This is a genomic window from Tepidanaerobacter sp. GT38 (assembly GCF_021991635.1).
Classification (GTDB): domain Bacteria; phylum Bacillota; class Thermosediminibacteria; order Thermosediminibacterales; family Tepidanaerobacteraceae; genus DTU063.
Genome location: NZ_JAFFJA010000003.1, coordinates 76590 through 89177, shown reverse-complemented (window position 1 = coordinate 89177; position 12588 = coordinate 76590). Strand labels below are relative to the sequence as shown.

General features: G+C 39.5%; 9 protein-coding genes. 8 read left to right on the top strand and 1 reads right to left on the bottom strand.

Translation table 11 applies throughout. The features are described from left to right. Positions 1–101 precede the first annotated feature (101 nt). Together JT739_RS01185 and JT739_RS01180 are read left to right on the top strand one after the other, a co-directional pair. Positions 102–2012, top strand: coding sequence for a site-specific DNA-methyltransferase (locus JT739_RS01185; RefSeq protein ID WP_237659251.1), 1911 nt, complete (start codon positions 102–104; stop codon positions 2010–2012). Positions 2013–2023: 11 nt separating this feature from the next. After that, positions 2024–5062 (top strand): type III restriction-modification system endonuclease, encoded by a 3039-nt coding sequence (locus JT739_RS01180; protein ID WP_237659250.1) that lies wholly within the window; start codon positions 2024–2026, stop codon positions 5060–5062. A 128-nt stretch (positions 5063–5190) separates the two neighbouring features. Here JT739_RS01180 and JT739_RS01175 read toward each other — a convergent pair whose 3' ends face one another. Then, a complete protein-coding gene (locus JT739_RS01175; protein ID WP_237659249.1) occupies positions 5191–5985 on the bottom strand; it encodes a methyl-accepting chemotaxis protein in 795 nt (264 codons plus the stop codon). 206 nt (positions 5986–6191) lie between these two features. Between JT739_RS01175 and JT739_RS12815 the strand changes: the two genes are divergently transcribed. The 6 genes from JT739_RS12815 to JT739_RS01150 all read left to right on the top strand — a co-directional run bounded on the left by JT739_RS12815 (position 6192) and on the right by JT739_RS01150 (position 12588). Then, on the top strand, positions 6192–6332 hold the full coding sequence (locus tag JT739_RS12815) for an RDD family protein (RefSeq protein ID WP_370642544.1): 141 nt from the start codon (positions 6192–6194) through the stop codon (positions 6330–6332). A gap of 74 nt (positions 6333–6406) precedes the next feature. Next, positions 6407–6931 carry a DUF4416 family protein gene (locus JT739_RS01170; protein WP_237659248.1) on the top strand — a complete coding sequence of 175 codons (525 nt, stop codon included), beginning with the start codon at positions 6407–6409 and terminating at the stop codon, positions 6929–6931. A 190-nt stretch (positions 6932–7121) separates the two neighbouring features. Further along, positions 7122–8465, top strand: coding sequence for a hypothetical protein (locus JT739_RS01165; RefSeq protein WP_237659247.1), 1344 nt, complete (start codon positions 7122–7124; stop codon positions 8463–8465). Further along, on the top strand, positions 8458–9330 hold the full coding sequence (locus JT739_RS01160) for a serine/threonine-protein kinase (protein ID WP_237659246.1): 873 nt from the start codon (positions 8458–8460) through the stop codon (positions 9328–9330). The genes JT739_RS01165 and JT739_RS01160 overlap by 8 nt, the downstream gene beginning before the upstream one ends. Beyond that, positions 9327–9491, top strand: a complete 165-nt coding sequence (locus JT739_RS01155) for a hypothetical protein (protein WP_237659245.1) — start codon at positions 9327–9329, stop codon at positions 9489–9491. Before JT739_RS01160 ends, JT739_RS01155 begins: the two co-directional genes overlap by 4 nt. Beyond that, positions 9478–12588, top strand: a complete 3111-nt coding sequence (locus JT739_RS01150) for an ATP-binding protein (RefSeq protein WP_237659244.1) — start codon at positions 9478–9480, stop codon at positions 12586–12588. Before JT739_RS01155 ends, JT739_RS01150 begins: the two co-directional genes overlap by 14 nt.

The following is a 12588-nucleotide window of genomic DNA, read 5'->3' as shown; positions in this document are numbered from 1 at the left end:
ACCTATGCTATAATTGTTTTAGGTCAATCTTTTTCCAATGTTTCCACACTAAAATCATAATTGGGTTATAGCTTTTTAAACCACCTTAAGGGGGTCATCATGTGGAAAAAGTAAAAATGGAGTCAAAGGATATTATCCAAAATAACATAGAAAAAATAGGCAGACTCTTTCCAAATGTCATAACTGAAATAAAGGACGAAAAGGGCAATATAACCCGTGCAATAGATTTTGAGCTCTTAAAGCAGGAGCTGTCTGATGAGATAGTGGAAGGCACCAAAGAGAGGTACTTGCTTACATGGCCGGGGAAAAAGGAAGCCATAGTTTTAGCCAACACTCCTACTAATAAAACTTTAAGGCCGGTGAAAGAAGATAGCCTGAACTGGGAAACCACTCAGAACCTTTTTATCGAAGGTGACAATCTGGAAGTTTTAAAGCTCCTTCAAGAATCATATCTAAACAAAATAAAATTTATTTACATAGATCCGCCTTATAACACCGGCAAAGATTTCATATACAAAGACAGATTCACCGTTGAAAAAACCAAATATGCTAAAAAGTCGGGGCAAGTTGATCAAGAAGGCAACAGACTATTCCAAAATACCGAATACAATGGAAGATACCACAGTGACTGGCTCACCATGATTTACCCGAGGCTTAAACTGGCGAGGAACTTACTGTCGGAAGATGGAGTTATACTTATCAGCATAGATGATAATGAAATCCACAACATGAGAAGGATATGCGATGAAATATTTGGAGAGAGAAACTTCGTGGCCAATTTTATTTGGCGAAAGTCAAAAGGTTCTGGCAATGACTCAAAATACCTAATGGTGGAAACTGAATATATCCTGCTTTATGCTAAAAACATAGAAAATGTAAAATTTAACAATCAAGTTGTAGATATCGACGGAAAGTATAAATTTAAAGATGAATACTATAAAGAGCGCGGCGGATATAATTTAGAAAAACTGGATCGGGGAAGCAAAGGATACGTTGAAAGCCTGGATTTTGGAATAAAAGCACCTGACGGAACCCTTATATTTCCCAACAATCGAAGAGAAAAGTACAATGACGGCTGGCGCTGGGTGTGGAGCAAATCAAAAGTAGAGTGGGGCATAAAAAACGGCTACATAGTATTTAAAAAAGGCAAGGGCAATCAGTGGAATGTATACTGCAAAAACTATGCGAAGGTTGACAATGAAGGCAATCCCATAGTCAGAACCAAGCTTTACAGAAATCATATAGGCTTTGAAGAAAATATATTAAATATTCAGGCCAACCATGAAATGAAGCGGTTATTTGAAGGTGCCGTTTTTTCTTACCCAAAACCGACAACCTTGTTAAAACATTTAATCAGCATGTTTTATCTGGACAATGAAATTATCCTAGACTTCTTTGCAGGCTCTGCTACTACAGCCCATGCAGTGATGCAGCTAAATGCCGAAGACGGAGGCAATCGTAAATACATAATGATCCAATTGCCTGAGCCCTGCGATGAAAACTCGGAAGCCTACAAAGCAGGCTATAAAACAATAGCTGAAATAGCTAAAGAGCGCATCCGCCGCGCGGGAAAAAAGATAAAAGAAGAAACCGGTGCTGATATCGACTACGGCTTTAGAGTATATAGAGTAGACTCATCAAATATGAAAGACGTATATTACGCGCCCGATAAGCTCAGCCAAAACATTTTAGATGAGTTAGAATCAAATATAAAAGAAGACCGGACTAGTCTTGACCATTTAACTCAAGTAATGCTGGAAGCAGGCTTAGAACTTTCACTTCCCATAGAGACCAAAGAAATTTGCGGCAAAGAAGTCCACTTTGTGGCAGGGAATTCCTTGGCGGCCTGTTTTGATGAAGATGTAGGCGAAGAATTGATAAAGGAAATTGCGAAAATAAAACCTTTAAAAGCGGTATTTCGAGACAGTTCTTTTAGCTCATGTCCCGACAGGATAAACCTTGAAGAAATCTTTAAAAGCATTTCTCCCGATACACAGATTAAGGTTTTATAAAGGTGAGTTTAATGAAGATAAAATTTAAGGAACAGCAGTTTCAAATAGACGCAGTAAAATCTGTAGTGGACTGCTTTAGAGGGCAGCCAAATCAAGTTTCTCATTTTCAACTGGATACAGGCAGAGAAAAAGGAGAGATTGCCGGCCAGCAAAGGCTTTTATTTGAAACCGGCTTTAAAAATAGTCCTATAATTTTACCGGAAGAAGATATTTTGGAAAACATACGAAAAGTTCAGTTGAGAAATGGCTTAAAACCATCTGAGCGTTTAGCTGGCAAGTACAATCTCACCATCGAAATGGAAACAGGCACTGGCAAAACCTATACATATATAAGGACCATGTACGAACTTTACAGAGCATACGGCTGGAGTAAGTTCATCATAGTAGTGCCCTCTATCGCAATTCGGGAAGGAGTATATAAATCCTTCCAAATAACTGAAGACCACTTTATGGATTTGTACGGCATAAAGATCCGATACTTTATCTACAATTCCAAACAGCTTCACAAGATAGATCAATTTGCCTCAGATTCTGGGATAAATGCCATGATCATAAATTCCCAGGCTTTTAACGCCCGAGGTAAAGATGCCCGGCGAATCTATGAAGAGCTGGATGATTTCGGTACAAGAAGGCCCATAGACGTGTTGGCCCAGACCAACCCCATACTCATAATAGATGAGCCTCAGTCGGTAGAGGGCAAAAAAACCAAAGAAGCCTTAAAACTGTTTAACCCTTTATTTACCATAAGGTATTCTGCCACCCACAAAGAAGAATACAATAAAATATACCGACTTGATGCCTTAGATGCATACAATATGAAACTTGTGAAAAAAATCAAAGTGAAAGGTATTTCCGTAAAGGGCCTTACAGGCACCAGTGCATATATCTACTTTGAAGGCATAGATGTCAGCACCAAGAGAAAACCTATAGCCAGGATAGAGTTTGAAGTCAAGCAAAAGACAGGTATCAGAAGGGTTACCAGAAATGTAGACGAAGGTTTTGATTTGTATACCCATTCCAACTACATGGAGCAGTATAAGGGCTACCGGGTATCTGAAATAAACGGCTACAAAAACACCATAAGCTTTACCAATGGAGTGACCCTTTCTGCAGGAGATGTCCAAGGAGATATCAATGAGACTACTTTAAGGAGAATACAGATTAGGGAAACCATAAGGTCTCACTTTGAAAGGGAAAAGGCCCTTTTTGACAAAGGCATAAAGGTGCTGACGCTATTTTTTATAGATGAAGTGGCCAAATACAGACAATATGATGAAAACGGCAATCAAGTAAATGGCCAGTATGCCAAAATCTTTGAAGAAGAATACATAAACATTTTAAATGAATACATCACGCTGTTTAATGACCCATATGTAAAATATTTAAAATCCATCGATGTAAAAGATACCCACAAAGGTTATTTTGCTATAGACAAACAGGGCAGAATGGTAAACCCTGAGGCTAAGGGTGAAGAAAAAATTTCCGATGATGAGTCGGCCTACGATTTGATAATGAAGGATAAAGAGCGGCTGCTGAGCTTTGACGAGCCTACCCGATTTATCTTTTCCCACTCAGCCTTGAGGGAAGGCTGGGACAACCCCAACGTCTTTCAAATATGTACTTTAAAACACAGTGATTCAGTCATTAGAAAACGGCAGGAAGTGGGCAGGGGCTTAAGACTTTGTGTTGACCAAAATGGCAACAGAATAGACAGTGAAACACCAGGAGTAGATGTCCACGATATAAATGTGCTTACAGTCATAGCCAGCGAGTCTTATGAATCCTTTGCCAAAGGCTTGCAGTCCGAGATTGCGGAAACATTAACTGACAGACCACAAAAGGCCAATGTAGAGTTTTTCTTAAACAATGTGGTTAAGAATGCTAAAGGAGAAGAGCTGGTTATAGACGAAAATCTCGCAAACACCCTTCATAGATCTTTTATACGAAACTTTTATGTAGATGACAGCGACAATTTAACTGAAAAATATTACCGGGATTTAGAAGTTGGTAAGCTAATACTACCAGATGAAGTAGAGGACTTCAAAGATGGCATTGTCCAGTTGGTTAGCAAAATCTACAGCGAAAGTGCCACACCTCTTGTGGAAGACAGCAGAGCTGAGAATATAAAAAAGCTTGAAGTCAATGAAAACTTCAAGAAAAAGGAATTCCAGGAGCTTTGGAACAAGATAAATAAAAAGACGGCCTACTATGTAGATTTTGACACAGAAGAACTGATTAAAAACTGCATTATTGCCTTAGACAGGGACCTAAAGGTATCTGATATTGTATATCAGGTAAAGACTGGAGAAATGGAGCGTATATCTTCAAAAGAAGAACTAGAAAGAGGAGAGGCCTTTAGACTCAAGGAAACGGCTATGGACAAGGAATATAAACCGGTAACTACTTCAGTAAAATACGATCTAGTAGGAAAATTGGTAGATGAAACCCAGCTTACAAGAAAAGCCATCGTTAAAATCCTAAAAGGCATAAGGCCCAAGACCTTTTATTTGTTTAGAAAAAATCCGGAAGAGTTTATATTGAAAGCTTCAAGGATTATTAACGAACAAAAAGCTACAGTGATAATCCAGCATATAACATATAATCTCATCGACGAAGTATATGATGCAAAGATTTTTACTGAAAATACTTTAAAAGGAACCTTAGGTAAAGATGCTGTAGAAGCCAAAAAACACATATACGACTATGTAATTACTGATTCTGAAAAGGAAAAGGAATTTGCCAAGGAACTGGATGCCAGCAGTGAAGTTTGTGTATATGCCAAACTGCCAAGGGGATTTTTCATACCTACACCTGTAGGAGACTACAATCCGGACTGGGCTATAGTCTTTAATGAGGATAAGGTAAGGCACATATACTTTGTAGCTGAAACCAAAGGTAAACTGGAATCACTGCAATTTGATACGAGAGGCATCGAAGAAGCAAAAATCCGCTGTGCAAAAAAACATTTTGAAAAGATAGCAAACAGCACCGTAAAGTACGAAGTGGTGGACAGCTACGAAAAACTAATGGATAAAGTTATGGGGCAATAAACAAAAGACCGCACTTTTTGTGCGGTATCAGCCTGTCGGCAAAGTTACTGTCGGCAGGTATTTATATCTGCGTAGCAAATATTACTTGAATCCATTTTAAGGAGTGAAACTTTGCTGTCTAGACCGTATCATTTACTTATGATACTGCTCATTTTTGCGTTGTCATCAGCAAGAGAGCTTGCTATTTCCCTTTGTTTTTTGCAGATAATGTCAAGAGTGTTCGCAATTTCCGAGAGTTTGTTGATGTCCGCCTTCATTTTGTCGATGATGGATTTTATTTCAGCTGTAGCTTCTTTACTGGAGGTGGTGAGATTGCCTATCTCAGATGCCACCACTGAAAACCCTTGACCCGTTTCTCCAGCGCGGGCTGCCTCGATAGAAGCGTTTATACCGAGAATTCTAATTCGTGCGGTAATCTCATTGATGATTTGAACGATCTGGTCTGTTTTGTTTATGCTTTCGATGGCACTTGAAACCGATTCAAGGATGCTTTTAGATGTGCTATCTATCGATAAAACAGTGTCATTGATTGATGAAATATTTGATGTTACGTTCATAAGCAGTTCTTTGATATGGTCTATATAGTCAGCGAGTTTTTCTGAAAGCTCCTGTTGATGTTCTGTCAGAAGCGATGCCAGCCTTGCCGCATGAGAATCCATGAGGTGAGTTTCTTGTTTTTTTAACTGTTCGATGGTGTTTTTTACTTCCTGAATTCCTGTAAGTTCCAACACCACATCCATATCATTTTCCAAAAAAAGTTTTAGGTCGAAATATGTGGGGATTCCATGCTCCTTGGCATATATAATTGCCGGCGCTTCGGGGCTTTTATCGCAAACGCCTATGACATCAACCTCGGGTATTTCTAAAAGTGTTTTAAGAAACAGTGTTCCGGCATTGCCGCCTCCAACAATTCCTACTTTCAATACGTTTCCTCCTTGAAAACTTTATTAAATAATCTACCTAAAATATGGAAATAAAACTATAGGTATAATTCGCTAAAACTTGACAAAATCCTTCAACAAATAACACAAAAAGAAATCTTTACGTGGATAGCGTCTTTTCTTTTGGCAAGAGCTTACTCACACTTAAAGTATATAACAAGAGCACAAAACAGCCTGTGGGATTTTAGATGATGTTTTTTAGAGAATTAATTGGAAAAATTATTTCGTACATGATTTTTTGCCTTGGCTTTATATGGATACTTATTGATAAAGATAGCCAGGGTTGGCATGATAAGCTTATTGGTAGTATAGTATGTTATGATGAATAATAAAAGTCAACAATGCCTTTTAAACCCTTCGGATTTTTCAATTAAGCTATTATTCATGTGAAAAGAGGATCGTTATGGGTAAAATAAAAATGCCGGAATTAGTGACCCCTATCGCTAGCGTTTTTACTTCAGATGAAAAATTATTTGAACCTGTAAAGGAGACCCTGTCAAAACGGCTAGGATCCTGCATTTACGAAAGTTCGGTGCTTCCTTTTAATCACACCGATTATTATACAGCCGAAATGGGCAGTGACCTCAAACGGTGCATTTTCGCCTTTGATGAGCTGATTGATCCTAGCGAGCTTCCCGCCTTGAAGCTCTGGTCAAATTCCCTTGAACAGGACCGCGCAGTTGACGGCAAACGGCAGGTCAATATCGACGTTGGGTATATAAGTCTTGGGAAACTGGTGCTTGCCAGCACTAAAGACCACAGCCATCGCATATATTTGGGCAAAGGCATTTACGGTGAAGTTACCTTGCGCTTTGTCGGAGGTGAATTTCAGCCGTGGCCCTGGACCTATCCCGATTATGCAAGTGAAGAGTATCGCAAAATCTTTGGCGGGATTCGCCAGCTGCACAAGGAAAAACTTCGCTCCTAGTAACCGCATTCATTGCGGCTTTTTTGTTTTGCAATGCTGCTTTTATCGACAATATGGAACAAAATAATACGAATACAAAGAATTTTCGGCATCTCCAACTTGCTTAAAGGAAGGATTTTCTATAAGACTGTAGAAATGTATACATAGTAATATTCATTTGGCATTGTGTTTTTAGAATGGGGTGGTTCTTATGTATTTTGATGCGTTAAAAGATGTGCAAACCCATGCTAAAAATGAGCTTTATGAAACGTGCTTGGCTGCTGAAGAAAATGCAAGAATTCGGCCCAATGAAAGTGTAATCAATGCGCGAAAGGCTTTGGAAGTCTTTACGGCGTCAGTACTGGCTGACCACGGCATTACCATACCTTCAGATAAATCTGAAAGGCAAAGCAAGGGTTTGAGCGATTTATACGGACAAATCAGAAAATGCCGCTGGGAAAACTTTATTGACAAAAATACATATCACTTGCTTGATGAAATAAGAAGAGACGCAAATAAAGTCGTCCATGTTACGTACAACGATGCTGGTGTTCCGGAAAAATACGAGATAAAAAATATTGATGCGGATATTACACTGGCATCAAAACTGGTTAAAAATCTTTATGAAGGGATTGTGAATCATTTTTTAAAGGGGAAAAGGAGACTTACTCTAGATGTGGAGCGGCTGCCGTTTGGCAAATACCAGGTTGTGGAATTGGTCAAAAAAACTGATATGGAAGCTTCTGCAGGAAAATTCAATTATATATGCAAGCGCGTTGACCTGGATGAGAACAATCGTGAGCGCTGCAGCTGGGCATATATTAGAGCTTTTAAAAAGGAGCCGGAAATATACAACAGACGTGACAGTACTGTTTTGTATGAGGTTTGGGAGGGTATTCATGAACTGCCGCGAAATATAGTTATGGGCAGTGTAATTGATACTTCTAGGGAATGTGGCCTGATTTATATTAAATACAATATCGACCAAAGAACTTTTACTTTAGCCAACAGAGAAAGACTGGGCAAAGTGACGGCCAAGGCGGCGCTGGAAATCATTGAAAAGCTCATTATCGCATTGCTTTCAATTCAAAACGTAAAGGCTGGCACCAAGATTTACCATAGGGGGATTAGACCTGAGTATGTCTTTGTGACGCCGCAAAACAATTCTCTCAGTGTAAGCTTAGGCTGTTTTGAGACATCCAAGATCGTAAAGGATGATGAAAGGGAGGCTTACACCACGGTATATCACACCATGAAAGAAAAACAGACCTCAAATCCATTTGCCCCATACGAACTAAGGAATAACTTAATTCAAGATACGGATGGTGTGGATTGGGAAAAAGTCGATACATATTCCCTGGGTGTATTACTTTTATGGATTTTAGGTGATGACATCCGATCAGATAAGCAAATTAACATAGACATCTTGATAGACCATTACAGTGACGCCTTTGTAGATTTTATGGAGCAAGTAATTGAGAATTCCTTAAATATAAAACCTTCACTTAGGGAATTTCTGGAGGCTTTGAGAAAAGAGCTGGTTCTAGTTGGCTAGCAAACAAGTTGAGTTTGATAAAAAACACAAATTCTTCATCCTGGAAACGATTTATGAATCAGAGGCCACTCAAACCTGCTTCTATAAGGCGAAAGATATGGAATACGACAGAACTGTGGGAATCAAGATTATATGCTTTGATGATTTTAAACAGAGGGATCTACTGCTGCAGGAAGCCAGGAGTATGATAAAACTGGAAGAATTCACCGATAAGATTCCCAGCCTCTACGAGTACCATATTGACAACAAAAATAAAAAACTTATCCTGGTGATGCAGTACATAGATGGCCTTACACTGAGAGAAATTATTAAACAAACAGGGGATAAGATAAAAGATCCTTATGTGATCAGACAAAATATTGAATTGATTTACCAAATAAGCCTGGTATTGGGTGCAATTCATACGTCAGCTCCCGTGTTTCAGCATAAGGATTTAAAACCGGAAAACATTATTGTCAAGAACAAGGGTCAGCTGAACCAAGCTGTATATTTAATTGATTTAGGCATTACCGGTCGCCCATTGCGACGAAAAACCGGCACACCCCTCTACCAATCCCCGGAGCAGAGAGGCTATTTAGGATTTATATCGTCTGACAATGTAGACGTATTTTCTTTAGGCTTAATCTTTTTTGAGATACTCACAGGCAAACAACTGAGGATCGGAGTAGACTTATTGAGAAAAAGCAATGAAAAGCATTGGGTAAATATTCCTGCCGTTACGGATTATAATGAGAATGTTCCTCCTATATATAACGATATTATAAGCAAATGCCTGCAGCTAATGCCTGACAAAAGATATAGAAACGGTATGGAAGTGGCAAAGGCCATAAATTACGCCCTTAAGAGAAAGAGGTATGGAAGGTGAAAGATATAAAACCGGTACTGGACCAAGTATTGGATGAGCTCGACAAGACTTTTCTTGATAGATACCTTAAAGAAGAAAAAGAGGAAATTTATAAATTACCCACTTCCACTGATATAAAAATAGATGTGGATTGGAGAGAAGAAGCCAATGCAGCAGATTAACCTATATTCCGGTGAATGGTATGCTGTAGATTCACCCCTGATATTTTTTATCGGCAATAATGTTCGGGTAAAAAATATTGAAATAATCGAAGATGTCATAAAAAAACTTACTGACTCCCAAGTCCTCGTCATCGGGAATTACAGGCAGGTGGAAGATTCATACTCTTTCGGAATATTGCTGGACGACTTCTTTCTAATGTGCAGAAGAAGTGAGAAGAACAATTTCTCAGTTACATATATGGAGAGCCTTGCCCAAATAAAAAGTCATGGGCGCAAGGCAGCCTTCTACAACAAACCTATCCTGAACATAATTCCCCGCAAAAAGCTCTTGGTTATACTTCAAAACGTTGACAGCCAAGGCAATTTCAAATACGATGTTTTCCCTCAAGGGTATCTGAGCCGGTCTTGGGATATGGCTGAAACAGCTATTGCGAGTATTGACCAAAAAATCAGGTCCTATTTTGAGGCCGGTGAGGAGAGCGGTGAAGGCGAGCAATATAAAATAGGGCATTCATTTCGCAGAAAAATTTTAGATAGAATCCGGGATTACACCTATTATGAGGATGAAAACGAGAAGTTCCAGGTAATGCAAGGGAGCTCTCTATTTTATACAAAGCGAATTTCCACCACTGACAGCAGCAAATTGAAGAATTATACGTATCAATTTTTTTGTCCGGCCTTTGATGATGAAACCTTCACTGTTGATGCAAGAGTGAGCGTCGAATCAAGCATCAAAGATTATTACGGCAACTGTGAGTTCATAGATGGCGTAATTATCGACATATTAATCGGCGATGATGAAACCATTGTGGAAATAAGTTTTTCGCGGCAGTTCAACGACAGTGACATTCCTCCCACAGGGAGGATTGTCCTCCGACACAACCCTGTACAGAGAAGGGTCAGAGAAGACGTGTTAGCTGCCATAGAAAAAGGTGAAATACTTTCCACGTACATGTACAAAACCTTTAACACTTTTGAAACTGAAGGTTTTGAACAGGGAGTAGGATGGGAGGAGTTTGAAAGGGAGCTGGACAGTCCTAAAGACGGTTTTAAGCCAAATGAGAGTCAAAAAGAAGCCATCCGTAAAGGCATTGAAACTAGAGACTTGCTTTTGGTGCTAGGTCCTCCCGGCACAGGCAAGACTACAGTTATCGTTGCCTGGGTGGAGTTTTTCGTAAGGCATGGCATGAAAGTATTAGTTTCTTCACAGAACAATATGGCTGTGGACAATGTATTGTCCAGAGTTTCAAAAAACCCAGATGTAGAAATCATCCGCATTGGAAATGAAAGTAAGGTGCAAGAAGGGGTCAAGCCCTTTCTTCCCGAGAGAAGAGACAGAGCCCTTTATGAAAAATTCCAGGAAACCTTTAGGCAAAACCGTATCAATTTTCAAAAGGACCTGCACAAATTAAATTCGATGGAAGAAGTAATAAATACCGTGCTTGCTTATTTAACGGAGTGTGAGCGCATTGAAAATGCCCTGGGGCAAGTATACGCTGGCATTGCTTCAGAGCTGGAAAAACAAAATAAACTTTACTCAATAATTCTTTCATCGGAACAAAGGCTAAATGAAATAATCGAAGCCATTGCAAAAAAGCTGATTTACCTTGAAGAAACGGCCAAGAGCCATATTGTAATCAGAGCCTTGAGGTTCATATATACAGTAGGTGTAAAACGGGATTTATCGAGATTGCAAACGGAGTTTAATAAAATCCGCAGTGAGTATGTAGAGCAAGTAAGAAGATACAACCAACGGTTTGCAAATATTATTGATTCATTAAAGAAGCCTGAGCTGCAAAACTTGAAAAATAGATATAATCAACTGCTTGAGCAACTTGCTCCATACAGAGAATTAAAAGTGGAATTTGATTCCCCTTACAGCACTATTACGTACGAACTTGAAACAGAGGAACTTAGCCTGTCGATTGCGGAATTAGATGAGTTTAGGGCAAAGTGCATGGAAAGCAAGGCCAATATAGAAAAGGCAAGTGCCGCCCTTGATGAATGGGAAGCCTCTCTCAAAGCAAAGCGAAATGAAATAATGACAAATATACTCATAGAAAGCGCTAATGTGGTAGGCGCCACATGTATAGGAATTAATACAAACCGCAAATTCGCAGATGTGGATTTTGATGTTGCAATTATCGACGAAGCAGGTCAGATTCAGGTGCACAATATTATTGTGCCTATGACCAGAGCCAAAAAGAACCTGCTGCTGGGAGACTACCTTCAGATTCCGCCTATTGTAAATGACAAGGTGGCGGAGCTTTGCAAGTTGGACGGCGTGCCGATGGATTTGCTGGAAATGAGTTTTTTTGAATACCTGTTTACCAAGACCCCCCTGCCGGAGGAAAACAAGACGATGCTAAAGTGGCAGTTTCGAATGCCTGCTGAAATTGCAGATATAGTATCTCACCAATTCTACAATGACCAATATTTTTCCGTTGATGCTAAGAAAAACTTGGGACCCCTTTGCCCCCAAATGTTTTCCAGACCGTTGGCAGTAATCGATACCGGTGATTTTGCAGATAGAAGGGAAACGCCTCATAAGGAGGGCGGATATTTTAACTCTTATGAAGCGGAAATAATTTTGTTGATTCTGAAAAAAATCTTTGAAGGAAAAGAGGCTGAAAGCATTAGCCCTAAAGACATAGGGATAATAGCACCGTATAAAAAGCAAGTGCAGCACATAAAAAAAACCTTAAAGAGTAAATTGACTAAACTGAGCCCGGAAGAGATTGACGAGATGGTGGCCACATTAGACAGCTTCCAAGGCCAAGAAAGAAAGATGATTATATATAGTTTTACGAGGAGCAATACCAGGCCCTCAAACACTCCAAGAATAGGCTTCTTGTCTGAACTACGCCGGTTAAACGTTGCTTTTACACGATGCCAGAAGCAGCTAGTCATCATAGGGGATATGGATTTTCTGTCATCCTGTGAATATGAAGAAAAAGGCGAAGACGGACAACCGCTGCCTAACAGAAGTGAAAGGGAATTTTCCCGCTTTATCAAGTACTTGGTGGATAGGGTAATGGCCGGTGCCGGCCAGCTTATCAGTTCGCGAGAATTTTTAAAGCGTGCAAGTGGTGATTAA

Bases quoted from the DNA above. Each gene is read 5' to 3' on its own strand.
- JT739_RS01165 (WP_237659247.1), top strand. From the start codon at position 7,122: ATGTATTTTGATGCGTTAAAAGATGTGCAAACCCATGCTAAAAATGAG.
- JT739_RS12815 (WP_370642544.1), top strand. From the start codon at position 6,192: ATGATGTTTTTTAGAGAATTAATTGGAAAAATTATTTCGTACATGATT.
- JT739_RS01170 (WP_237659248.1), top strand. From the start codon at position 6,407: ATGGGTAAAATAAAAATGCCGGAATTAGTGACCCCTATCGCTAGCGTT.
- JT739_RS01180 (WP_237659250.1), top strand. From the start codon at position 2,024: ATGAAGATAAAATTTAAGGAACAGCAGTTTCAAATAGACGCAGTAAAA.
- JT739_RS01150 (WP_237659244.1), top strand. From the start codon at position 9,478: ATGCAGCAGATTAACCTATATTCCGGTGAATGGTATGCTGTAGATTCA.